This is a genomic window from Acinetobacter sp. 24-47-62 (assembly GCF_056779765.1).
The window spans coordinates 68,097-94,021 of the sequence record NZ_JBWYIN010000007.1 but is presented as its reverse complement, the minus strand read 5'-3'; the positions used below and the strand labels follow the sequence as shown (position 1 = coordinate 94,021).

The 25,925-nt window shown below is 39.4% G+C and carries 20 protein-coding genes; 10 read left to right on the top strand and 10 right to left on the bottom strand.

Annotated features, from left to right (window positions below):
- The first annotated feature begins 64 nt into the window (after window positions 1-64).
- Window positions 65-544 (top strand): GFA family protein, encoded by a 480-nt coding sequence (locus AC1M87_RS07035; protein WP_481593316.1) that lies wholly within the window; start codon window positions 65-67, stop codon window positions 542-544.
- A 184-nt stretch (window positions 545-728) separates the two neighbouring features.
- Window positions 729-1,739 carry a tRNA dihydrouridine(20/20a) synthase DusA gene (dusA, locus tag AC1M87_RS07030; protein ID WP_481593315.1) on the top strand — a complete coding sequence of 337 codons (1,011 nt, stop codon included), beginning with the start codon at window positions 729-731 and terminating at the stop codon, window positions 1,737-1,739.
- Between the two features lie 55 nt (window positions 1,740-1,794).
- On the opposite strand, the gene AC1M87_RS07025 is transcribed toward dusA, so the two are convergent.
- The 7 genes from AC1M87_RS07025 to AC1M87_RS06995 all read right to left on the bottom strand — a co-directional run bounded on the left by AC1M87_RS07025 (window position 1,795) and on the right by AC1M87_RS06995 (window position 11,640).
- Entirely contained in the window at window positions 1,795-2,568 is a 774-nt protein-coding gene (locus AC1M87_RS07025) for a tRNA threonylcarbamoyladenosine dehydratase (RefSeq protein ID WP_481593314.1), read from the bottom strand.
- 67 nt (window positions 2,569-2,635) lie between these two features.
- The gene (locus AC1M87_RS07020; protein ID WP_481590402.1) at window positions 2,636-3,469 is read right to left on the bottom strand and encodes a TatD family hydrolase; all 834 of its coding nucleotides are present in this window, start codon (window positions 3,467-3,469) and stop codon (window positions 2,636-2,638) included.
- Window positions 3,470-3,476: 7 nt separating this feature from the next.
- Window positions 3,477-4,424: an RsiV family protein gene (locus tag AC1M87_RS07015; protein ID WP_481593313.1), complete on the bottom strand. Its 948-nt coding sequence runs from the start codon at window positions 4,422-4,424 to the stop codon at window positions 3,477-3,479.
- 130 nt (window positions 4,425-4,554) lie between these two features.
- On the bottom strand, window positions 4,555-5,379 hold the full coding sequence (locus AC1M87_RS07010) for a hypothetical protein (RefSeq protein WP_481593312.1): 825 nt from the start codon (window positions 5,377-5,379) through the stop codon (window positions 4,555-4,557).
- An 83-nt stretch (window positions 5,380-5,462) separates the two neighbouring features.
- Complete coding sequence (locus AC1M87_RS07005; protein WP_035265298.1) at window positions 5,463-7,055, bottom strand: peptide chain release factor 3; 1,593 nt, start codon at window positions 7,053-7,055, stop codon at window positions 5,463-5,465.
- A 120-nt stretch (window positions 7,056-7,175) separates the two neighbouring features.
- The gene (locus AC1M87_RS07000; RefSeq protein WP_481593311.1) at window positions 7,176-9,242 is read right to left on the bottom strand and encodes a putative bifunctional diguanylate cyclase/phosphodiesterase; all 2,067 of its coding nucleotides are present in this window, start codon (window positions 9,240-9,242) and stop codon (window positions 7,176-7,178) included.
- A 214-nt stretch (window positions 9,243-9,456) separates the two neighbouring features.
- Window positions 9,457-11,640, bottom strand: a complete 2,184-nt coding sequence (locus AC1M87_RS06995) for a carboxy terminal-processing peptidase (protein WP_179998645.1) — start codon at window positions 11,638-11,640, stop codon at window positions 9,457-9,459.
- Window positions 11,641-11,836: 196 nt separating this feature from the next.
- Here AC1M87_RS06995 and nagZ point away from each other — a divergent pair, with 196 nt between their 5' ends.
- Together nagZ and AC1M87_RS06985 are read left to right on the top strand one after the other, a co-directional pair.
- Window positions 11,837-12,856, top strand: coding sequence for a beta-N-acetylhexosaminidase (gene nagZ / locus AC1M87_RS06990; protein ID WP_481593310.1), 1,020 nt, complete (start codon window positions 11,837-11,839; stop codon window positions 12,854-12,856).
- 70 nt (window positions 12,857-12,926) lie between these two features.
- Window positions 12,927-13,772, top strand: a complete 846-nt coding sequence (locus tag AC1M87_RS06985; protein ID WP_035265290.1) for a class I SAM-dependent methyltransferase — start codon at window positions 12,927-12,929, stop codon at window positions 13,770-13,772.
- A 63-nt stretch (window positions 13,773-13,835) separates the two neighbouring features.
- On the opposite strand, the gene AC1M87_RS06980 is transcribed toward AC1M87_RS06985, so the two are convergent.
- On the bottom strand, window positions 13,836-15,158 hold the full coding sequence (locus tag AC1M87_RS06980) for an alpha/beta fold hydrolase (protein ID WP_481591556.1): 1,323 nt from the start codon (window positions 15,156-15,158) through the stop codon (window positions 13,836-13,838).
- Window positions 15,159-15,445: 287 nt separating this feature from the next.
- On the opposite strand from AC1M87_RS06980, the gene AC1M87_RS06975 reads away from it, so the two are divergent.
- From AC1M87_RS06975 to AC1M87_RS06950, 6 genes are all read left to right on the top strand, one after another.
- Window positions 15,446-16,711, top strand: a complete 1,266-nt coding sequence (locus tag AC1M87_RS06975; RefSeq protein WP_035265287.1) for a glutamate-5-semialdehyde dehydrogenase — start codon at window positions 15,446-15,448, stop codon at window positions 16,709-16,711.
- A gap of 384 nt (window positions 16,712-17,095) precedes the next feature.
- The gene (locus AC1M87_RS06970; RefSeq protein ID WP_481591557.1) at window positions 17,096-18,319 is read left to right on the top strand and encodes an acetate/propionate family kinase; all 1,224 of its coding nucleotides are present in this window, start codon (window positions 17,096-17,098) and stop codon (window positions 18,317-18,319) included.
- A gap of 64 nt (window positions 18,320-18,383) precedes the next feature.
- Window positions 18,384-20,528, top strand: a complete 2,145-nt coding sequence (gene pta / locus AC1M87_RS06965; protein ID WP_481593309.1) for a phosphate acetyltransferase — start codon at window positions 18,384-18,386, stop codon at window positions 20,526-20,528.
- A 361-nt stretch (window positions 20,529-20,889) separates the two neighbouring features.
- Window positions 20,890-21,231 (top strand): hypothetical protein, encoded by a 342-nt coding sequence (locus tag AC1M87_RS06960; RefSeq protein WP_481593308.1) that lies wholly within the window; start codon window positions 20,890-20,892, stop codon window positions 21,229-21,231.
- A 320-nt stretch (window positions 21,232-21,551) separates the two neighbouring features.
- Window positions 21,552-23,078 carry a fumarate hydratase gene (locus AC1M87_RS06955; protein ID WP_035265279.1) on the top strand — a complete coding sequence of 509 codons (1,527 nt, stop codon included), beginning with the start codon at window positions 21,552-21,554 and terminating at the stop codon, window positions 23,076-23,078.
- A 71-nt stretch (window positions 23,079-23,149) separates the two neighbouring features.
- Window positions 23,150-23,692, top strand: coding sequence for a DUF2059 domain-containing protein (locus AC1M87_RS06950; RefSeq protein WP_035265277.1), 543 nt, complete (start codon window positions 23,150-23,152; stop codon window positions 23,690-23,692).
- A 27-nt stretch (window positions 23,693-23,719) separates the two neighbouring features.
- Here the strand turns inward: AC1M87_RS06950 and AC1M87_RS06945 are convergent, their stop codons facing one another.
- Together AC1M87_RS06945 and clpX are read right to left on the bottom strand one after the other, a co-directional pair.
- A complete protein-coding gene (locus AC1M87_RS06945; protein ID WP_481593307.1) occupies window positions 23,720-24,472 on the bottom strand; it encodes a DUF2846 domain-containing protein in 753 nt (250 codons plus the stop codon).
- 138 nt (window positions 24,473-24,610) lie between these two features.
- The gene (clpX, locus tag AC1M87_RS06940) at window positions 24,611-25,921 is read right to left on the bottom strand and encodes an ATP-dependent protease ATP-binding subunit ClpX (protein WP_179998657.1); all 1,311 of its coding nucleotides are present in this window, start codon (window positions 25,919-25,921) and stop codon (window positions 24,611-24,613) included.
- Window positions 25,922-25,925 lie beyond the last annotated feature (4 nt).

Sequence of the window (25,925 nt, the reverse complement as noted above, 5' to 3'; positions counted from 1 at the left end):
GATACTCAATCGAACTTTAAATTTTTAATTTCATCTATGAATAGATCTTAAATAAGGAAGTTTTATGTCAAATTTAAATCACATGCCTTTCAATGTTGAAGCAAGTTGTTCTTGTGGCGCAAATACTTTTCGCTTTTCTCATGCACCCATCGCACATTTTATTTGTCACTGCCAAGTTTGCCAAGAATATACAGGTAAGGCTTTTTCAGATGTTTTGGTATTTCTAAAACAAGATGTTTGTGATTTGAATATTGAACAGACTATTTTTAAACGTTTGAAGTCACCACCCAATATCCGTCGTGGGATATGCAAACAATGTCATTCCCCTTCTATTGAATTTGGAATATTAGATCAGTTGGTATTTATTCCTAAATGGAACTTAAAAGACTTCTCGCAAGTTCCCCCTGAAAATATGCATATTTTTTACCATCGTCGTGTGCAAGATGTAGCTGATGATTTGCCAAAATATAATGGTTTTATCCAGAGTCAAACTCAAGCAGCTAAGTTTATTTTAACAGGGCTTAAAGAGAGAATATTGTCTTAAAATGAACATTGAAGCCTAGATTATTAAGGTAAAACTAATCAAAGCTTTTCAATTAGGGTTTTAGAGGGTATTGAATTCCTTGAATGTTCAACCTATTTAAATCTCAATTGTGCTTCAATGACCCTTTTTCCAAATTATGGTAAGATGCCGAGCTTTTCACGATTTATTCAATCTAGGTTTCACCATGTCTGATATCCAATCCTTACAGCCTCGAATTTCCGTCGCCCCAATGATGGATTGGACGACTCGTGATTACCGTTTTTTTGCACGCCTATTCAATCCAAATATCATCATGTACACCGAGATGGTAACCACAGGCGCAATTTTATTTGGCGATGCAGCCCGTCATTTAGATTACAGCAAAGAAGAACACCCTATTGTGTTACAGCTTGGTGGATCAAATCCTAAAGACCTCGCAACCTGCTCTAAAATGGCTCAAGATTGGGGCTATGATGAAATCAATTTGAATGTTGGTTGTCCTAGTGATCGCGTTCAAAACAATAAAATTGGTGCTTGCCTCATGGCTGAGCCTGAGCTGGTTGCTGAATGTATTGCTGAAATGCAAAATGCAGTTGATATTCCCGTCACGGTAAAACACCGAATCGGCATCGATGATATGCAATCTTATGAGGAGATGCTGCATTTTGTCGATACCGTTGCAAAAACGGGATGTCAAAATTTTATCGTGCATGCACGCATTGCTTTACTACAAGGTTTGTCACCGAAAGAAAATCGGGACATTCCGCCTTTACGTTATGAAGATGTTTATCGCTTAAAGCAAGATCGCCCAGAACTATTGATCGAAATCAACGGTGGGATCAAAACATTTGCTGAAACTCAACAACACTTACAACATGTGGATGGTGTCATGATTGGTCGCGAGGCTTATCACAATCCTTATCTACTGGCTGAACTAGGACAATTATGGAGTTTGTCAGCACCTGATCGTTTTGAGATCATGCAGGAGATGATGCCATATATTGCAAAACGTTTAGCTGATGGTGCGCCACTTTCAGTGATTACACGTCATATTTTAGGCTTATTTCAAAACCTTCCTGGTGCACGAAAATGGCGACAAGCCCTGAGTGGGGGTAACGCGAAAACATTAAAAGATATTGAAAATGCCTTAATCGGTATGCAACAAGCCATTCAAAGACATGCTGAACAAGAAAGCTTAAAAATCAATGCTGAATAAACCAATTTCATCATTAAAAAGGTCTCTTGATAGAGACCTTTTTTGATAATCACTTTTAGGCTTGTTTTGCTTGAATCGAATCTAATCGTTTTAACACTTCAGCCACTGCTACCATTGCAAAACTTGATGTCACCACCACGGCTGAACCATAACCACCACATCTTAACCCAGCACTCGCACAAATATCAGCATTCGAAAAAGGATTATCCACCGAATAAATACAGGTGATACCGAACTTCTCTTTCGGCTTTTTACAGATACCTTTTGAGCGTAACTGACTTCTTAATTTTGCCAGCATCGGGTCGTATTCTGTTTTTGACAAATCTGCGACCCGAATTTTGAGTGGATCTAATTTACCACCAGCACCACCAGATACAATCAAAGGGACTTTATTGAAACGACAATGTAGCATCAATGCGAGTTTTGCTTTGACATCATCAATGCAATCCAACACAACATCTGGATTTGAACTCAAAATCTCCGTTACATTTTCAGGCGTTAGATAATCATCAATTAAATTGATTTTTATACGTGGATTAATTTGGCGACAACGCTCTGCCATCACTTCAATTTTTTCATGACCTAATGTTGATGTCATCGCAGGTAACTGACGATTAATATTTGACGCTGCAACAGAATCCATATCAACTAGTGTTAACTCGCCCAAACCTGTTCTAGCCAAAGCTTCGACAGCCCAAGAGCCAACACCGCCAATACCAATCACCATGACATGACTGTTTTCATAATGCTGAAAATTTTCTTCACCATAAATTTTGGCTACACCCGTAAAACGGCGTTCATATTCATCATCATGAACTAAGTCAGTCATATTGCTCTAACACTATTTGGAAAAGGCGTATTTTAGCAAAACTTCGGAGGAATAGAGAGTTTTGAACTCACGACAATTTCAGTTCATTTTTTAGGTTGAGTGCAGACACACTATTCTCCCAAACACGTTGCGCAATGTCTTCGACTTTTGTATTTAAACTATGTGCCAAACCTTCTAAAACATAAATTAAATTCTGTGGGGTATTACGGGTACGGTGTTCAGTTGAAGCTTGACAACATAATGGCGTCATATCAGGACAGTCTGTTTCAATGACCAGATGTTCAATACCAACATACTGAACTGTTTGGTGTAATTTTTTAGCATTGGGATTGGTAATCTGTCCCGTGACCCCTAACTTAAATCCAAGTTGAATAAATGCCTTCGCTTCTTCTATCCCTCCACTGAATGCGTGGGCGATACCACCGTGAACAAATTGCTTTGCTTTTAACAGCCTTAATGCTTCAGCATGAGATTTACGAATATGTAACAGCACAGGAAGCTTAAATTGTTGAGCCAAATCGACTTGTTGCGCAAAAAAATCCTGTTGCTTAGCGAAAACTTCCGACTGCTTATGTTGCTTGAGAAAAGTATCTAAACCAATTTCTCCAACGGCGATGCATTGTTGTACTTCAAGAATTTTTTTTAGATCGTCTAGATGATGAGGCTGATGTTGTTCGATATAAAAAGGATGTAGACCAGGAGCGAGATAACTCCTCGGTGCCTGATCTAAACCATTTAACCAATGGTGTGTTTCAATCAATGTATGAAAGCGTTGGTGTTGAAACCCAATCAGTACAAGGGCATCCACTCCCTTCTGTTTAGCCTGATACGCAAGTTGCTCACGATCGAAGTCAAAATCTTCTACATCAAAGTGCGTATGCGTATCAAACAAACGTGGCATGGACATGTTATTTTGCTTCACCTGCAGCTTGAGGTACAGCAACTTGAACCGAAGGATGAACAGCCTCCAGCATTTCAGGTTTAATCACACCCTGTAGCTTTTCATAAGGAATCGTAAGTCTTGGCAAACCCACCACATAAGGACCAATTTCATATTCACCGTATTGAAGAATTAAACCCTTCTTACCCAAATAATAATTATCAGTGAGTTTAAATTTCCAAGCCTCTTCATACTCTTCAACGTTATCTGCTAACTGCGAATCTATGACCCATTTTTTAAATTCCTCATGGGCCAATTGATTTAATTTATTCTTTTGGTCTTTCACTAAAATTTGATCTAGTGACACTTGTTTCTGCTGTTTCAAATCAAAATTAAAGTAAGTTTGTGAAGAAGAACCATGTGCACCTCCTAAATAGTTACTCGTATTCAATACGACGGTTGCAAGTGGTCCTTGTGAATTTAAAATTTTAGGACTAATACTCAAACTAATTTGATGTCCAACCCCCAAGTGCTTTAACTCTTTATCTAAACCCACAAAGTTATCAATATAGGGCTGAATCTGCTCTGCAAGTAACTGCGCTGCAGTTTTATATTCAACAACTTCACTTGCGGCTTGAGTATCTTTGTCTTTAGGCAGCGTCTGCTCAGGTTCGAACAACTCTAGCGTTTCTTGTAAATTTTTGATAATCGCTTGATCAATTAAGCCATCTAACACAAATTGATTCGTTCTCAATCGATCAATTGAAATTTCTGGACAATTGTTACCATCACATTCTACCAACCGAACAGGCACTTTTTCAGTTTCACCCTGAAGCACGAGTATCTGAACTTCCGATGCTGCTTGAGTTTGAGTGTCAGGTGACTCTTTAGGCCCGTCCCCTTTTGGCTGACATGCGCTCAGCGTAATTGCGGCAGTAAGTACAGATACAGTCCAAACTATTTTATTTTTTAACATCTCACAACCTTGAGGAGAAACGGTCATTTATCATTGATTTAAGCCTAACCCGATGAAATTGATAGCTCAAGCTTCGTTTGTATGGGTTTAACTGCAATTGTATATGCTACATTACAATATTTGTAATATTTCAAAACATCTTTTGAAAGATCTGCGGTACAACCACCTGCTTGGTTTGAGCATGATTCAAATAGATATCCAATTGCTCACCACCTTTGACAATTTCGTTCGCACGAATATGAACACCAATCCCTTCACCATCAAAGAACCATTCCTGATTTTGCCAGCTGAGATTCACTGGAGCGATACTTCTCACTTCACCACTCTGGGCCTTTAACCATTTTTGATAGGACACTTGAAGTATTCTTTCAAAATCATTTATTTGGTTCTTTTGAATCACATCCTGCAACTGTAAAACTTTTTTCTGCTTTCGATCCAATACCATAAAGTAACCACGATCTTTAACGATCACTTCAGCTTGTTTTGTGTTAACAATGAATTGGATCAACACATATTGATTTCGTTGGGTGGCGACTTGCGTCAGTATATCCAACTCATAAGGCTGATTCAGTGAAAACTCCTTCATCCATGATTCAGAGCGACTTATATAGGTTTCGATGGATTGATCCAAACTCAATTGTTCTTTTTCATTAATTTGATCTTGAATCACAAAAGCCAAATGGTTGTTAAGTTGTTGATTGACCCACTGATCTGCGGTTTTTAAACTTAAAATTTCAATTTTTTCACAGACCGATTTTGTGCAATTTTCGCTCTTTATTTCAACTTGAAACGCGTCATCATTTAAGTCTGGTAACACATCAGCGTTTTTAACTTGGGCAGACTGCCCTGACTTTTGTGTCTTAGACTCTGGTTGTTTTTCACAAGATGCCATCCCAATGACTAAGGTAGCAAGAAGAATACGCAATCGTTTTTTTTGTAAGTTTAGAGTAATCACAAAAATCAACCAAAATTAAATCATTGGTTATTCTGATACAAAAACAGCTTCACGAGGAAGCTGTTTTACATTTTCAAGCAAAATTAATGTTCACGTGTATTACGGAAAACAATATCAGGATAACGCTCTTGCATTAATTGTAAATTGACACGGCTAGGTGCTAAGTACGTTAAATGCCCACCACCATCAACTGAAAGTTGGTCATGTGCTTTTTTCTTAAATTCGTTAAATTTTTTCTCATCTGGACATGAAACCCAACGAACAGTGTTAATGCTCACAGGCTCGTAAATACAATCTACTTTGTATTCTTCTTTTAAACGATAAGCTACAACTTCGAATTGAAGAACACCCACAGCACCCACAATAAGATCATTACTGTTTTGTGGCATAAATACCTGAGTTGCACCTTCCTCTGAAAGCTCTTTTAAACCTTTTTGGAGTTGCTTCGATTTCAAAGGATCTTTTAAACGAACACGGCGGAACATTTCAGGAGCGAAGTGAGGAATACCTGTGAATTGCAAGTTTTCACCCGAAGTGAAAGTATCGCCAATTTGAATCGTACCATGGTTATGTAAACCAATAATGTCACCTGGCCATGCCTCTTCTAAATGCTGACGATCACCCGCCAAGAAAGTTAATGCATCTGAAATACGCACATCTTTCCCAATACGTACATGCTTCATTTTCAAGCCTTTTTCATATTTGCCTGAGCAGATACGCATGAAAGCAATACGATCGCGGTGTTTAGGGTCCATATTGGCTTGAATTTTAAAGACAAAACCAGAGAAACCCTCTTCAGTCGCTTCAACTTTACGATCTTGGGTAGGATGTGCTTTTGGTGGTGGTGCATATTCACTAAATGCATTTAAGACATGGTCTACACCAAAGTTACCCAACGCTGTACCAAACAATACTGGAGTTTGACGCCCTGCTAAGAATTCTTCACGATCAAGCGGTTCATTTGCCATTTGAACTAATTCTAGTGACTCTTCAAATGCAGCCCAAGCTAATTCACCGACTTTTTCACGAAGGTCAGCATGGTCATAACCGTCACGAATTTCGATATCTGTAATGGTTGAACCAAAACCTGCTTTATAGACATAGAATTTTTCTTCGATCAGATTAAAAACACCCGCGAAGTCACGGCCTGTACCTAAAGGCCAAGTTAAAGGTACGCATTTAATCTTAAGTACGTTTTCAATTTCGTCGAGTAGTTCAAGTGGCTCGCGAATTTCACGGTCCATTTTGTTAACGAAAGAAATAATCGGTGTGTCACGCATACGACACACATCCATCAATTTAATCGTACGATCTTCGACACCTTTCGCACCATCAATCACCATCAACGCTGAGTCTACGGCTGTAAGGGTACGATATGTATCTTCAGAGAAATCTTCATGCCCCGGTGTATCGAGCAGGTTGATCATTTTGTCTTTATAAGGGAACTGCATCACAGAGGTCGTGATCGAGATACCACGCTCTTTTTCCATTTCCATCCAATCTGATGTCGCAGCACGGTCAGATTTACGGCTTTTTACCATACCTGCAACTTGGATCGCTTGCCCCCACAACAATAACTTTTCCGTCATTGTGGTTTTACCCGCATCGGGGTGGGAAATAATGGCAAATGTACGTCGCTGAGCAACTTGCTCCGCTAACTCTTGCTTAAAGCTCATGAATAACACCTACTGCAGACATGCAGTTTAGAAGATCAAAAAAGATCAAAATAAAAATTGGCGATATTGTAGCAGATCAATACCGAATGTGAATGTGATGAATCAGAAACTGACCAGAAGTTAATAGTTCTTAAATGTGCTTTCTAAACGATCCACAGGTAATGGCATACCCAATAAATAGCCTTGTAATTGCTGACAACCTAAACGTTTTAAGATATCGGCTTGTTTTTGAGTTTCGACGCCTTCAGCTGTCACCACCAAACCTAAACGTTTAGCCAAGACAATAATACTTTCTAAGATAATTTCATCTTTTGTATTGGGTGAAAGATTTCGAATAAATTCACGGTCAATTTTAAGTTCATCTACCGGGAGATTCTTTAAATATAAGAAGCTTGAATGACCTGTTCCAAAATCATCAATCGCAAGCCCAATCCCCAGGTTTCGCAGGCTCTCAAAAGTACGAATACTGACATCGATATGATGCATTGCTGTCGATTCAGTAATCTCAATAATTAAATGGGCTGGATCGATCTGGTATTGTGTGATTAAACATCTTAATGTATCTACCAGCGCTTTATGTTCAAATTGTACAGCTGATAAATTTACAGCGATCGGACAGAAAGGCAATTTCTTTTTTTGCCAAGCTTGAATCTGTATACACGCTTGTTCAAGGGCCCAGTAGCCCATTTTAATAATAAGACCTGTTTGCTCCGCACCCTCAATAAACATATTCGGTGCTAGAAGTCCTAGACTTGGATGCTTCCAACGAATTAAAGCTTCAACGCCACAAATTTTAAAATCTGCTGTGAATTTCGGCTGATAAAATAAAATGAATTGTTGTTCTTCAACAGCACGATACAAATCATTGATAAGTTTTGATTGGCTACGTGCGACTTCTTGTTGATCTAATGAATAGTTAAACACACTATAAGTATTGCGACCTTGCTCTTTGGACATCAGCATTGCAGCATCAGCATTCACCAACAAATCATGTAAATCAGCACCATGATCTGGATAATAGACCACACCTAAACTTGCTGAGATATTGATTTCCTTCCCCGAAATCACAAAGCCTTCTTGGATTTTACTCAATACTAGATTGGCAACTTGATCAATTTGGTCTGTAGAAAAATCTTCAACAACCAATAAAAACTCATCACCACCAATACGAATTAATTTTTGGTTTTTTTCGAGTAATGCATGGAGTCGATGCGCTAAATTCACTAAAAGCTGATCACCAATATGATGTCCAAAAGCATCATTCACTGCCTTGAAACGATCCAAATCAATATAAATGAATGCAACTTTATGATCTTTAGATTGGTGAAGTGAAAATAATGAAGTGGTGTAATCAAGCAAAAAAAGTCGATTTGGAAGTTTGGTCAAATTATCTTGAAGAGCAAGACTTTCCAATTCCTTATTCATTTTGATTAGTTGTTGATTTCGTTCTTCAAGTCGTAATTCTAAAATAGCGACAAAAAAACTGACCACTAAAACCAAGCAGGTGACAAATATAATGACAAAAAGTAATAAACCTTGACCTTCATGGAGTTGATTCAATGCTGCATATTTGGCATCCACGGGTTGGAAAGTCGCAGCCGCCATACCAATATAATGCATTCCTACAATACTAAAAGCGATCATGAATGCCACGGCAAGCTTGAAAGCCAATTTATTGTGATAGGTACGCTTATATTTAAACATCAGCCAGAATGACAATCCTGAACCACATACAGCAATCAGCACAGAAAAAATCACCAAAATGGTGTCATAACGAATAATGTAGTTGGGAACGATCAATCCCGCCATTCCAGTATAGTGCATACCTGAAATACCGAAACCCATCAGAAGTGCACCCAAAACCAATCTAGCTAAAGGAAGTGTAGATCTAGTCGTGAGCCATATGGCAAAGATTGAAGCGAGAGCTGCGATCACATAAGAGAATAGCGTTAAACCTATATCGAAACTATGATCTTCGGGTAAATGACAAGCCAGCATTCCAACAAAATGCATGACCCAAATCGCAAGACCAAATATCATGCCACTTACACCGAGCAGCACTTTTTGACCAACTGGGTTTTTGTGGGTACTAATGAGTTGTTCAAATGAAATAGCAATAAAGCAGACGATCACTGCCGCCACAGCAGAACCCGCCACCATTGCATAATCGTAACTCATATGAATCATATAGAGACTTATCCGTACCTGAACCTGTTTTTATTTTATTTAAACCCCAAAAGTACAGCAAATAAATGTAAGAAGGTTCAACTTTTTAATGAGCATTTGTCGCCTACAACAATATCACCATCTCATTGAACGTCAAGTTGTTTTTCGGCGAGATCCATAAAAAATGGCGTATCGAAATACACCATTTTTAAGTATAACTTAATAATAAATATTTTTATTTTTGCAAGGCAATATAATCGAGCAAGATATGAGCTGATTCAGTGACAAATGCCTCTTCTTCAGGTAAAGGTGGGCGTTGATTGGTTTTCATCTTAGCACGCGATTCAGCCAAAGCCTCCATCGACGCCTGATAACTTTCCCAATTTGGATAAGCCGTTTTACCCATTGCTATACGGCGTTTGTTTTCTTCTGCCAACGTTTCTTTTTCCAAAGCGATGAGTTCAGCTTTACGTTGATCGATATCCAACACGATTTGTTTTTTCTCTTTAGCTTTCTGCGAAATCGCTTTACGCGCTTCTAGATACTTAAATTGAATATCATTCGCAACACGCTGTTTTGAATGAGCAGCTAATTTTGGTACAAAGGCCTGCACCTCTCCCTCACGTTTGAAAGGAGCTGTAGGGATGGTATCCCACTCTAAAGCATTCTTAGCTTTACGCTCCCCAAACTCTTCATCGTAGATATCAACCAATTGAATATCAGGCACAACCCCTTTATTTTGTGTGCTTCCACCAGTAACACGGTAAAACTTTCGTTGCGTCAATGTCGCTTGACCATACGCTAAGCTGTCCAATTGAACTTGAGCTGTACCCTTACCTGTCGTAGTACTTCCAATCACAATCCCACGACCATAATCCTGCACAGCAGCTGAATAGATTTCACTTGCTGATGCAGAAGCCAGATTCACCATGACAGCCAATGGACCTGCGTAGGTTTGAGCGCCTCCATCACGATCTTCGAAGACACTGACGTTACCATTCCCATCCCGAATTTGAACCACTGGACCAGATTTAATCACTTGCCCAATCATTTTTGCCACTTCTTCGAGTGAACCGCCAGGGTTATTACGAAGATCAACGATAATGCCATCGACATTTTGCGCAGCTAAACTTTTCAATGCATTATTGGTATCTTCAGATACTGAACGATAGCTTTCACCAGCACGACGGGCACGGTAGTTGTAATAGAACGATGGAATTTCGACTACTCCAACTTTATGTTTCTTGCCATCACGTACAATTTCAACTGTTCTTGAACGTACACCCGCATCCTCTTCTTGAATCACATCACGTACGATAGTTACGGTACGTGCCTGACTCATAGATGCTCCAGGTCCGAGCAATTTAATGGTGACTTTAGTCCCACGCTTACCTCGGATCAATCCAACGATTTCAGAACTGGTCCATCCAATGACGTCGACCATTTTGTCACCGTCTTGCGCGACACCAATAATACGATCACCAGACTTGACCTGTCCCGTCTTAAACGCAGGACCACCATCTACGATCGTCTCGATACGCGTATAGTCTTCATTCCCGCGTTCTGGACGGATCGACACACCAATCCCCTCAAGCTGCAATGTGGTCTGACGATTTAACTCAATCGCATCGATTGGTGGGAAATAATTACTGTGCGGGTCATAAGTCGCTAACATAGCATTGAGCGTTTTTTCTAAAACGTCATCGCTTTTTGTACGCTTCATACGTTCTAATTGACGCATATAGCGCTTGGTCAAAGTCTGAACTGGCGTTAAATCTTCAGCTGAAGTGAGATCTTGCCCTGCTGCTAAAGAAGGATCATCTTTCAGCGCTTTTTGCTTAGCCAAATCTTCTTCTTTAGCAATCGTTAAATTGATTAACTGAGACACCAGCATTTTGCGCCATTGATTTTCTTGCTCAGCTTTATTTTTGAAAAATGGAGCCTTTTCACGATCAGACTCGATAAACACATTAGGTTGATTTAGGTTTTGCGGTTTTTTTAACTCCGCCAACATAAACTCATAGAATGACTTTAAACGATCACGATATTGAGCGTGAATGGCATAAGGTCCTTCAAGGTTACCCGCTTTGAGCGCGGCTCCAAAAGTTGGTCCGTATTTTTTCTTATAGTTTGCCACTTCATCTGCCAAGAAAAGGCTATGGTCAGGATCAAGACTATCAATATACATATCAAAAATACGTTGTGAGGTCGTAGCATCTAAACGCATATTTAAATAGTGCTGACGATCCACCAAAGTTGCTAATTGTCTTGAAACTAAAGCTTGTTCTTGTGTGGGCTTTATATTCTGAACCTGTTGAACCGCTGGTTCATTCGCTGCGATCGCAACATTAATTGTATGACCAAAAAATAAACCACCAGTGGCAATGGCTACCGCGCAAGCGATTGTTTGAAGTTTCATAACGAATTTGTCTTTCCTTGGATAAACCAAATTTACACTATTGTTTTCAGATAGAAATATTAATATTCAAAACCTTAAACAACTTTTTTATTTCTGCCGTATAGTTTTATCATAATCTGTACGGAGAAAATGTAGCAAATCATTGCAAAATTCGGGTATTGTTTTCTCTTTTAAAATTAGAATCACGGATTCCACTATGATTGGCGCATTGATGCTTGATATTGAGGGCACAACACTTAATCAAGAAGATATTCAACTCCTTCAATCTCCACAAGTTGGTGGAGTCATTTTGTTTGGAAGAAATATTGAATCACCTCAACAAGTTCGCGCCTTAACGGATCATATGCGCCAAGTTCGTCCCGATATTTTAATTGCAGTCGATCAAGAAGGCGGACGCGTACAACGTTTAAAACAAGGCTTCACTCTCCTTCCTGCCATGGGACGTTTCGGTGAGCTCTATTTAAGTCAGCCAGAACGATCAATTGAATTGGCTGAACAATGCGGTTGGCTCATGGCTACCGAAGTTCTTGCAGTCGGGATCGATTTCAGCTTTGCACCTGTATTAGACCTTAACGACATCAGCGATGTTATTGGTGACCGTGCTTTTGCTAAAAATATCTCAGATATCATCCCTTTAGCCCAAGCCTTTATGCAAGGTATGAAACGCGCTGGTATGGCAACCACGGGGAAACACTTCCCTGGCCATGGCTCGGTTAAAGCAGATTCACATATTGCGGCAGCTGTGGATACACGAAGTTATGCTGAAATTGAAGCTCAAGATATGCAAAGCTTTATTCAACTCCAACCTCAACTTGACGCACTCATGCCAGCACATGTGATTTATGAAAAAGTAGATCCAAATCCTGCTGGTTTTTCTCAGTATTGGGTTCAAAAAGTACTTCGTGAAACACTTCAGTTTGACGGTGTCCTGTTTTCTGATGACTTAAGTATGCAAGCAGCTTGTGTTGCAGGTGGTGCAGATGCTCGCATCAAAGCCGCGCTTGAAGCTGGCTGTGATATGGGCTTAGTCTGCAATAATCGGGAATCTGCATGTGTCGCGCTCAGTGCCATAGAGAATTATCCATTGCCGAACCAAGAACGCTTAGAGCGTATGCGCGGTAAGATTCAAGAGATTCGCATTGGTGAACAACTTGACTTAGGCAACGAATGGAAATCTGTCAAAAAGGTCATTGAAGATTTTAGACAATCATTTTAATAATACAGGGAGCATTCTAATGCTCCCTTTATCTTGACCAATCCAATAATAATCATAGCCAAGGATGTGTATGTCTCAATCAAAACAATCAAAGCACCGTCATATTTCGTTTACTGCTCACTACACTGGCTATATTTGGTACCAAATGGGTATCTCTCACGAAGCATTTGCGACTTCGAAAGGTAAAGCGTTGGTGCAATTCGCTCACCCTTTTGAAAGTATGGCTGAGAAGTTTATCGGTGGAAGTATGCGTTCAACCCTGAAGACACGACATACATTATTAGACGATCACTTAAAATTATTAATCAAACAATATCCAAACCTGCAAATTTTAGAAATTGCAGCGGGACTTTCACCTCGTGGTTGGTGGTTTAGATCCCATTATCCCGAAATAGATTATCGCGAATTAGATTTACCAGACATGGCTACCACAAAACAATCCGCTTTGAATAAAATCGATCCCGAAAGCCCTAAAGTTTTATCAGCAGACTTATTCACGGATGATTTCAAAACAGCTTTTGACGAATTCGACCCAACACGACCGCTAGTGATTATCAGTGAAGGATTAATCAATTATTTTAATCAAGATTTACTCAAACAATTGCTGAATTCGATTGTGCGTTTTGGTCAACCATTCCAAACGCTTCATTATTTAACTGACCTTTATCCCGAGCCTGTGCAACATAAACTGGCTAACTTAATTTGGTCGAGCAGCAAATTACTCAAATACGCTTCAAGAAGTGCATTTACCTTCCACTTTAAAGACCCTTTAGAGGTACAGCACTTTTTTAAACTGTCAGGTTTTACTGAAGTTGAAGTCATTCAACCTCAACTGTATTTTGAAAAAAAGAATCAAAATATGGATACAGATCAGCATCTTGGTGATCTAGTATGGATGATTCATGCAATAAAATAATGATTCGTTCGTAGCAATATTACGAAGTATCTATTTTTTGATTCAAATGAATTCAATGACAGCCTAATCCACGCTGTCATTGTGTTTATGGGTATCTATAAATTGAAGTAAGCGATCAGCCACTTCAAAATAACCATGCTTGAATAATGCTCTTACTTCATTTCCAATAAAATCGAACATTAAACATTCGACAGCAAAATGTCCTTGCTCATCCTCAAATTCAATTGCAAAACTTCGAGCATCTTCCTGTAAGACTTCAACTTGAGATGGATCATCCAAAAAGAATGATACACCAAAGTAATTCAGGTCTTTAATTTCAACTTCAAAACGTTGTGCATTTGTTTGATGAATTAAAACAGAATGTGCATTTTTAAGGGCAAATCGAACTTCCCCTCTGCGATCCAATGATTGCATTTGGTCTTTATCTAAATAAATGATCCCATCTAGATTATGAATCGATTCGCCTTTTAAGAAACTGGTAAAAAGATTCATGGTTTCTTTTCGGCGTTGCAGTTGAGGCACATGATCCGCATTTGCAATCATTGCAAACTCAACATCAGGACATTGCAAGGCAAAATTCGCATTCTCAAATGGCAAAGTAAAACTATCGAATTGACCACATGCGACCAATGTTTTACACATCGGAATTGGAACATGGGAAAGACGCAATAAACGATTACAGTTGATTTCATATCGCTCACGCTCAGCGATATCAAACTCAGACATCTGCTTATAAAAAAGTCGTTTAGCTGTTGGAGACATACGCGTTTGATCTAATTTTGCATGATTCACCAAATACAAAATGACAGCCTGACCAAACTCATCCATACGTTGCTCTTGCATCAATATTAATGACTCTTCAAGCAACATACGCCAGCTTTTCCGCGTCTTCTGCATGACGCCCATCAGAATTAATCGATCTACCAGTTCTGGACGATAATGAGCAAAACAGGAAGCAACCACAGAGCCTAATGACATCCCCATAACAGAGACTTTCTTAATCTCCACCAAATCCAACCATTGACCTAACATTTTTGAAAGCTCTGGTAGCTCTAGAGTACCAGCAGAAATTCCAGTATCACGATTGTGGATTTGTTGATTTGAACCTAAAGATGGTAAGTCGATTAAAATAACAGGTCCTTTCTCGAAGAGCTGTTCAACGCAATATTTATATGAATTAAAATTTTGAAATGCGCCTCCGACAATCAGCGTTGGCGTCTGATGCAGTGTTTCTGGCGATGCGATCGCCATATATTCAATTTTCCACCCATCAATCCATGTGGTTCGTGGCGGCTCTTTAAAACTATTTTTATGGTACAGATCAAAAAAATGAGTGCTGTCTTCAGCTGAATAATCTTCAAGCTCCATTTTTATCATGGAATTCATTCCCTTATCTCCATTTGGCTTTATTGTTTTGTTTTCACAGCCGTTAATTTGATCATACTCTCAATTCGTTATGATTATGCAACATAATTAACATTCATTTCATTTTATACAGATGCATGAAATCTGCGCAATGCAAGAATTCACCTTTTATCTTTTTTAACTGCCGTTAGGTTCTAAAAATAGTTACAAGTTTTATCAACTTAGCTTTTTTCGCTGATAAACATAGATTGTTGTCATCTGCGCTGCTACTATTTGAATGAGATTTTAAAATGATCAGTTAAACTGCTATGCAAGACTCCATCGAACAGTACATGCAAGTCGTCGGTCAGAATGCGCGTGAAGCTTCACGCTTTTTGGCTGGCTCTTCGACTTTTGAACGAAATAATGCTTTGACGGCAATCCATACCGCTTTGGAAGACCATCAAGCTCAAATTCTAGCTGCGAATAAACTAGACATGACTCGTGGTCATGAAAACAATTTAGACAGCGCATTACTCGATCGTTTGGAACTTACACCCACACGCTTCAGTGGAATGTTACAAGGTCTTAAAGATGTCATCAGTTTAATTGATCCCATTGGTGAAATTACTGACCTAGCTTATCGCCCGTCTGGTATTCAGCTTGGAAAAATGCGAGTGCCTTTAGGTGTCGTAGGTATGATTTATGAATCACGTCCTAACGTCACTCTAGAAGCAGCCTCTTTAGCGATTAAGTCTGGCAATGCCATCATTCTTCGCGGTGGTTCAGAAGCATTAGAGTCAAACAAAGCCATTGCTACCGCAATTCAAAAAGGTTTAGAGCAAGCTGGTGTACCAGTTAACGCAGTCCAAGTTGTCAATACAGCAGATCGTGCTGCAGTTGGGCAATTGATTACCCTCTCTGAGTATGTTGACGTTATTGTTCCACGTGGTGGCAAAGGCTTAATTGAACGTATTACACGTGAAGCGACTATTCCTGTAATCAAACACCTTGATGGTAACTGTCACGTCTTCGTTGAGGCCCAAGCAGATCTACAAAAAGCATTGCCAATTGCGTTAAATGCAAAAACTCATCGCTATGGCGTATGTAATGCCATGGAAACGCTGCTGGTTGATGAAAAAGTTGCTGATGACTTTCTGCCTCGCATTGCTGAACTTTATGCTGAAAAACAAGTTGAGTTGCGTGGTTGCTTGAAAGTCAAAGCAATTTTAGGTGAACAGATTAAAACTGCGACCGAAGAAGACTGGTATGAGGAATATCTAGGACCTATTTTAGCGGTTAAAGTAGTCAGTGGCGTTGAAGAAGCAATTTTGCATATCAATAAATACGGATCGCATCACACTGATTCGATTATTACTGAAAACTTTAGCACGGCCCGAAAATTCCTTACTCGCGTCGATTCAAGTTCGGTCATGGTTAATGCCTCTACTCGTTTTGCTGATGGTTTTGAATATGGTTTAGGTGCTGAAATCGGCATTTCAACAGATAAAATTCATGCCAGAGGTCCAGTCGGATTAGAAGGACTCACCTCACAAAAATGGATTGTTTTAGGCGATGGCCAAATCCGTCAATAAATCTAACTTAAAAAAACAAAGCCCTTTGAGTAAAGGGCTTTGTTTTTGAGTAATTCAACTCTTCATAACGAAATAAAAAACGTATAAATTAAATCAATTACAAACCAGAAGTGGTATATAAAAAATACAATACATGCTATGTTTTACGCATACAATTTAATTAAAACATAACCATCATTTATTTAATAAATGAATAAAGAAAGACTATAAATTTTAATTATTATCGCCTTAGTGGTCGATAGTGCTTAAGTCTAATCACCTAAAGTCTATCTAGGACAATAAAAAAACGCATGATACAAATGCTTCACGATCAAGAAATAACATTTTTTGTTCATTTGGAAGAAAACAAACGAAATATTAAAATTGCCAGTAAAGGAACACACCATGCCCCATTCAGTTCTTATCATCAATTGCGGTTCTTCTTCGATCAAGTTTGCATTATTACTTAAAGATCAAGATTTCCGAATTCATGGTCTTGCTGAAAACTTAGGTACGCCAGAAGCGCGCATCAAAGGCGTGACTATAGGCAACGAACCAGTTGATATTCGTATTCCAAATGCAGACCACAAAGAAGCTCTTGAAGTTGGATTATCTCGCTTAGCGAATCACAAGCCTGATGCCATTGGTCATCGTATTGTACATGGTGGTTCTTTAACTCAAGCAGAGTTAATCACCGATGAAATTATTGAAAAAATCCGTGAAGCAACACCTTTAGCTCCATTACATAATCCTGCACATCTCGTTGGGATCGAAGCGACTAAACGTTTGTTCCCAGACTTACCGCAAGTTGCAGTGTTTGATACAGCGTTCCATCAAACAATGCCAGCGCATGCCTATCGTTATGCGGTACCAAAATTTTTATACACTGAACATAATGTTCGCCGCTATGGATTCCACGGCACAAGCCATGCCTATGTATCAGATCGTGGCTCTGAGCTTGCTGGTAGTTTCCGTGAAGGTGGTTGGCTCACCGCTCATTTAGGCAATGGTAGTTCTACTTGTGCAATTTGGAATGGTAAAAGTGTTGATACCTCTATGGGATTAACGCCACTCGAAGGTTTAGTGATGGGTACCCGTAGTGGTGATGTAGATCCAAGTTTACATAATTTTTTAGCCAAAAACCTAGGATGGGACATTTACAAAATTGACAGAATGCTCAATAGCCAATCTGGTTTATTAGGACTTTCAAACCTGTCAAACGATATGCGAACACTTATCGAAGCTTCAGAAGAAGGCAATGAAGATGCTGCTCTTGCTATTGAAGTATTCTGCTATCGTCTTGCTAAATCATTAGCAGCACTCAGCTGTGGTTTACCTCGTCTTGATGGCTTATTCTTCACAGGTGGTATTGGTGAAAACTCAGCATTTATTCGTGAAAAAACATTATCTTATTTGCCACATTTTGGTTTTAACTTTAGCAAAGAAAAAAATAACCAATTAGCTCGCGGTACTGAAGGTCGTATTGATAATGGTACTGGTCCGCAAATTTGGGTCATTCCTACAGATGAAGAAGGACGTATTGCACAAGAAACAGAACATGTGGTGAATCAAATCGGAGATGTGAATTCATCTGAAAAAAAGTCTGAACTTGAAACCGCGACTGCTTAAGTAGTCGCCCGCTCAGACATATTTACATATTTCTTTTTTATTTTTAGATATAGATTTTGATGATATGAAAACAATTGTACTTGTTCCAACTGGTGAAGGTGTAGGTCTGACATCAGCGTGTTTAGGCTTAATTTATGCACTTGAGTGTCAAGGTGTAAAAGCTGGTTTTGTGAAGCCATTTTCACAAGAAGTACATGCTGAAAATTTCGATCGCACCACAGCGTTATTCCGCCATGTTTCTCAGAACGAAACAGTTGAACCAATCTCATATCAAAATGTAGTTCAGCAATTAAATGCTGGTGAAAGTGATGAGTTATTAGAAGAAGCTGTTCGTCTACATCGTCAAATTGCTAAAAAACATGATCTTATTATTGTGGAAGGGTTAGTTCCAAACAGTCGTGATAGTTTTGCATCTGAACTGAATGCTCAACTTGCTCAAGCACTAGATGCGAAAGTCATCATTGTGAGCAATGCTGATATCAAACAACCAGCCTATACAGCAGAAAAAGTAGAAACCCAATTACGTAATTTTGGTGGAGCAAACAGCAACCGAACAGCTGGTGTGCTTTTCATGCGAACCAAAGGTCTGTCCGAGGAGTCTGCACAGATTCCAGTGACCATTGATCCAAATCTTCGTCTGACACAAGAGACTCAACAATTTGTTGGGGAAATTCAAAAAACACATCCACTGATTGGTTCCGAACAACTTCCTGTTATTGCATTAGTACCATTTAGTAATACTTTAAGTGTGCCGCGAATGTCTGATATCGCGCAACATATTCAAGCAGAATGGATTAACTTAGGTGAGGCTGCACAACGACGTGTTCTGCATAGTAGCTTGATCGCTTCAAATATCGAGCGCGAACTGCACAAATTCACGGCAGGTGAACTGATTATTAGCGCATCAGATCGTATTGATGTCTTACTTGCAAGTAGTTTAGCAAGCAGCAATGGTATTCCTCTTGCAGGTTTAGTACTGACTGAACATTATGCGCCTAATCAACAAGTACTGGCTTTCTGCCAAGCTGCGATAAAACAGGGCTTACCTATTTTACACACACCACTGAGTACCTTTGAAACGGCAACCCAACTGGCTAATTTAAGCAATGAAATTCCTGTAGATGATACTGCTCGCGCTGAACAAGTCACTCGATTTGTATCTAGCCATATTGATGCGGATTGGGTAACGCAGTTGCTGAATGGCTCATACCAACCACGTCTTTCTCCATCTGCATTCCGTCATGAGTTGGTACAAAAATCAATTGCAGCGAAGAAAAGAATTGTTCTTCCTGAAGGTGATGAACCTCGTACGATTCAAGCAGCCGCGATCTGCCAATCACGTGGTATTGCTCACTGTATCTTACTGGCAAAACCAGAAGCAGTTTTAGATGTAGCCAAAGCTCGAGGGATTGAATTACCTGATGATTTAGAAATCATTGATCCAGACCTCATCCGCGACAACTATATTGCGCCAATGGTAGAGTTGCGTAAAGGCAAGTTAAATGCACTGCAAGCGAAAGAACAGTTACAAGATACAGTGGTTCTTGGAACGATGATGTTAGCACTAGATCAAGTGGATGGATTAGTTTCAGGTGCAGTTCATACCACAGCCAATACAGTTCGCCCTGCATTTCAGTTGATTAAAACGGCACCTGATTACTCTTTAGTTTCGTCTGTTTTCTTTATGTTATTACCAGATGAAGTGTATGTTTATGGTGACTGTGCAATCAATCCAGATCCTAATGCAGAGCAACTTGCTGAAATCGCGATTCAATCTGCCGATTCAGCCAAAGCGTTTGGTATTGATCCACGTATTGCCATGATTTCATATTCAACCGGTACATCTGGCACAGGTGCTGATGTTGAAAAAGTTGCTGAAGCAACACGCATCGCAAAAGAACGTCGTCCAGATTTATTGATCGATGGCCCCCTTCAATATGATGCTGCATCTGTCGAAAGTGTGGGACGTTCTAAGGCTCCTGACTCTCAAGTGGCTGGACGTGCCAATGTCTTTATTTTCCCAGATCTTAATACAGGTAATACCACTTATAAAGCTGTTCAGCGCTCTGCCAATGTGGTGAGTGTTGGACCAATGTTGCAAGGTTTGAATAAGCCAGTCAATGACTTATCTCGAGGAGCTTTGGTCGATGACATTGTATTCACCATTGCATTGACTGCCATTCAAGCAGATCAACAATTGGCATCTTAAGCTTCTAACAATTGATGTCTCCGCGTTACCTACCCTTTCGAAAGATGGGGTGGTTTTTTATTTTGAGACATCAATAAAATCAAATAGATTTGTTTTTTCTGTATATTAAAATGATAGTCATATGCCCTTAACATTGAAAAGTCATTCAGAAATATTTAAACAAATCTTTGAAATCGCAAATCAATTTAACAAAGATCAGGAAAACTATTTACTTGCTTATTCTTATTTTTTGAACTTTTTCAAAAGTAGCGAAACCCTAACTTTAGATGACATTGTGATCGGGATCAGCTTCACCTATTCATGGATGCCTACGATTTAAAAAAAAATTGATTTAACTTCAGCAGATGATCTAATCCTTATTTTGAATAAATTCAAACAGGGTCATCGCATCACAGTTGAAGAGCTTAAAATTCTCAAAAGTGCGTTCAATAATTCACTGGTGAGCGTATCTAAACTATTGCACTTTATTCACCCCGAACAATATGCAATTTGGGATAGTCGAGTATTCAGATTTTTAAGCGAGAGTAAGCCCCATCATCAAATTTTTAAACAACCAGAAACGTATTTAGCATATTTGACACTTCTTGATCAGTTGAAAAATGAGATGATGTTTGAAAAATTTTACTACTTAATGCAAAACAAAGTCGGGTATCAGATTTCTGAATATCGTGCTTTAGAACTTGCCTTCTTTAAAGGTGGATAAATGAAGAGGTAAATTAACTTGATAGGTCGATGATTTTTAGACACCTCTACACAAAAAAGCGAATATAAAGCTTACAACTCGATCTTATTGTAGAGCATAGATAGCAGCTACAGTAATACCCCCAAAATATCAACAGTGGAAGCAAATAGCCCAATCTGGAAAGTTCACTCCAGATATGATGAATATATCAAGCAAAACCTTTAGAACAGCCCACCTTTCTCGTAAACTTTCGGTCAAATCCTCAGCAAAACAGCCACAATTGAATCATTTTGTCTTATAATTTAGCCCGCTAGCTATCAGCCCGCTCAAGAGATATTTGTATGACAACTATTATCAAGCAAGACGACTTGATCACATCCGTTAAAGATGCGCTTCAGTTCATTTCTTACTATCATCCACAAGACTTCATCCAAGCAATGAGTCGTGCGTATGACCGTGAAGAAAACAAAGCTGCCAAAGATGCGATCGCACAAATCTTAATCAATTCACGTATGTGTGCCGAAGGTCACCGTCCGATCTGTCAAGATACTGGTATCGTCAACGTATTCGTTGAAGTGGGCATGGACGTTAAATTTGATTTAACAATGAGCTTAGACGACGCGATTAACGAAGGTGTTCGCCAAGGTTACTTAGAAAACTCTAACGTACTTCGTGCATCTGTACTTGCTGATCCTGCTTTTGGCCGTAAGAATACGAAAGACAACACCCCTGCTGTGATCTACCATAAACTTGTTCCAGGTAACAAAGTAGATATCACTGTTGCAGCAAAAGGCGGTGGTTCAGAAAATAAATCTAAACTTGCAATGTTAAACCCATCTGATTCAATCGTGGACTGGGTACTGAAAACTGTACCAACCATGGGTGCAGGCTGGTGTCCTCCTGGTATGCTCGGTATTGGTATCGGTGGTACAGCTGAAAAAGCCATGATGCTTGCTAAAGAAGCATTGATGGAAGAGATCAACATGGACGAGCTTCTTCGTCGTGGTCCACAAAATAAACTTGAAGAACTTCGTATCGAAATCTTCGAGAAAGTAAACGCGCTGGGTATTGGTGCACAAGGTCTTGGCGGTTTAACGACTGTTCTAGACATCAAAATTAAAGACTACCCTTGTCACGCTGCGGGTAAACCAGTCGGTATGATCCCGAACTGTGCTGCGACTCGTCACGCACACTTCACACTAGACGGTACAGGTGTTGCGAATATTATTGCACCTAAACTTGAAGACTATCCTGAAGTCACTTGGGACTCATCTTCTTCTAAACGTGTTGACTTAGATAACATCACACAAGAAGAAATGAACTCTTGGAAACCAGGTGATACGCTTCTTCTTAACGGTACAATCTATACAGGTCGTGACGCTGCGCACAAACGTATGGTTGATATGTTAAACAACGGTGAAGAGCTTCCTGTAGACCTTAAAGGTAAGTTCATTTACTACGTTGGTCCTGTTGATCCAGTGGGTGACGAAGTTGTAGGTCCTGCAGGTCCAACAACTGCAACACGTATGGATAAGTTCACACGTCAAGTTTTAGAAGCAACTGGTCTTTTCGGTATGATCGGTAAAGCGGACCGCGGTCCTGCTGCGATTGAAGCAATCAAAGACAATAAAGCAACTTACCTCATGGCTGTAGGCGGTGCTGCATATCTCGTATCTAAAGCAATTCGTGAAGCGGAAGTTGTCGCTTTTGAAGATTTAGGTATGGAAGCAATCTATAAGTTCGTGGTTAAAGATATGCCTGTATCTGTTGCAGTAGACGTTAACGGCACATCAGTTCACGCAACTGCACCAAAAATTTGGCAGGCTAAAATTGGTAAAATTCCAGTTGTAGATGCAGCTGCACAATAAATAATATTCGACTTGTCTCAAGTTCAAAAAGCACTCTATCATTAGGGTGCTTTTTTATACCGAGAATACTCATGAAAATTTTAAGAACATTATTTTTGAGCGGATGCATGATCTGCTCACCTGCGGTTATGGCAGCTCAAGCGACTGATCAACAAATCGAAAAACTCATACAAGTATTGAATTTAGATCAGCTCTTACAAAGTACGCTTAAACAAATCCGACCTCAAATTGATCAACAGGCCTATAGCATTGTTCAAAATATTGTTAAGGCCGAAAAATTAACACCACAACAACAAGTTATTGCCAATGAACTGGCTGATAAAATTCACCAAGAAAATATTAAGCAAACTTCTTGGGAAAAACTTAAACCGATCTATCTCAAAATTTATAAAGATGTCTATGATGCCCAAGAAGTTCAAGCCCAGATCGACTTTTATTCCTCTCCAACAGGTCAATCCATTTTAAATAAAGGTCCACTTGTTGCTCAAGAATCCATGAAAATCCTGAATCAACAACTTGCAGGCTCTTTACAATCTACAGAAAAGAATTTTGCTGAAGTCCAAAAGAAATTAGAACAACTACAAAAACAAAGTATTCATACTGACTCGAAATAAGCTAAAAACCATTCTGCTGAATCAGAGTTACCATGTGCGTGGATCATATATCTTAAAAGGTTCTGTTAAGCGCACATCATCACTGGCTTTATATTCTTTATTTTTAATTTTTTCTTTTGATTTTTGCAATGTTCCGTTCGGTTGAATAACGGCAACATAGTTAAGCCCAGGCGTTTTCAACTGAGTCATGCCAATTTCTCTTAATGCCTGTTTTGTTGGCATTTGCATCAATGGTCCAACTCTGAGGAGATCTTCACTACCATTTGGTCCACCTCGAAACTGTTCTTCTTCATATTTTAAGAAATACTGCTGCCCCGCTTTAACACTAAAACTTGCAACCAAAGGTTTTTGAAAATGCATCACAGTTAAAGGTCGACTAATACTAAGTTGATAATCCCCTTCAGCCAGCTCTATCCAATAATAATGATTGCTGATTAAACTCGGAATGCGCTTACCATTTAGAAAAAAACTCGGTGCAATAATTTCCTGACGATTCCACTTACTATCAGGACGGTACAGATACAACACTGCGGCTTGCTGATGTTGAGGTTTTACACGGCTGAAAAACTGTCCTGGTTTTTGATTTACCCATGAGCCCAGATCAAATCCTGCAACTTTATATTGATCTAGCTTCTGAGATATAAAAGTTTTTTTCTCACTAAAATCTACCGGTTTTAACGTTGAAACCACATGAGTTTGATTATTTTCGTTAAGCCCTTTATGTGTCTGACATGCCACAAGAAACAGACTCAAAGCACACACTGCTACGGTTGATCGCATGATTATCCCTCATCACGAATACTTTTTATTCTATGTCATGTTTTTGTTATCGTTAGATTATCATCTCAATCCGAGATTAAAAACAAAAAACGCGCAAAAAGTGGGACTTTTTACGCGTTTCAGATGAATTACAATCAATTAAGCAGATTTAGTATCTAAAATCTTTAAATCGACCTTTTCTTCAACTTGTTGTTCTTGTTTAGGTTGGCGCTCAGCTCGATATTCTGGTTCAGCATTTTCATTGATCACAGCTTCATTGATCACAACAGTACCAATATCAGAGCGACTTGGTAAATCGTACATCGTATCGAGTAAGACGTTTTCAAGAATTGAACGTAAACCACGTGCACCTGTATTACGCTCAAGTGCTTTTTTCGCAACAGCTCGCAATGCTGAATCTTCAAATAATAGATCAACATCTTCCATTTCGAACAAGTATTGATACTGACGGGTTAATGCATTTTTTGGTTCAGTCAAAATTTGCATTAATGCTTCTTCGTCCAATTCTTCGAGCGTTGCAATCACTGGCAGACGACCAATGAATTCAGGGATTAAACCAAATTTCACAAGATCGGCAGCTTCTACCTGACTAAATAATTCAGATAACTTCTTAGAGTCATCTTTAGTCTTCACGTCAGCAGTGAAACCAATTCCACCTTTTTCTTGACGCTGTTGCACGACACGCTCCAAACCAGAGAATGCACCACCGCAGATGAACAGGATATTAGACGTATCAATTTGAATGAACTCTTGCTGTGGATGCTTACGACCACCTTGAGGTGGAATTGAAGCTACCGTGCCTTCGATCATTTTTAAAAGCGCTTGTTGAACACCTTCACCTGAAACATCACGTGTTATTGAAGGATTTTCAGACTTACGGGTAATCTTATCGATCTCGTCGATATAAATGATACCCTTCTGTGCTTTCTCAACATCGTAATCTGCTTTTTGTAGCAATTTTTGAACGATATTCTCAACATCTTCACCAACATAACCAGCTTCAGTTAATGTCGTTGCATCAGCCATCGCAAATGGCACATCTAATAAGCGCGCTAAAGTTTGCGCCAACAAAGTCTTACCCGAACCTGTTGGTCCTATGAGTAAGATATTGCTTTTAGCAAGTTCTACACGATCTTCTGACTTTGCAGTTGATTGAGTCACTTTAAGACGTTTATAGTGGTTATATACCGCAACAGAGAGCGTTTTTTTCGCAGTGTCTTGACCAATCACATATTGATCTAAAGCTGCACGAATTTCATGCGGCTTAGGTAATGGACGAGTTGCCCATTCACCAGTTTCGACTTGCTGGCTCGTCTGAACTAAATCTAAGCATACATCTACACATTCATTACAAATGTAAGCGTCCTCGCCTGCAATGAGTTTACCCACTTCAGACTGCGTTTTACCGCAAAATGAACAATGCTTTTGTCCTTGAGGATTTTCAGACATCTTC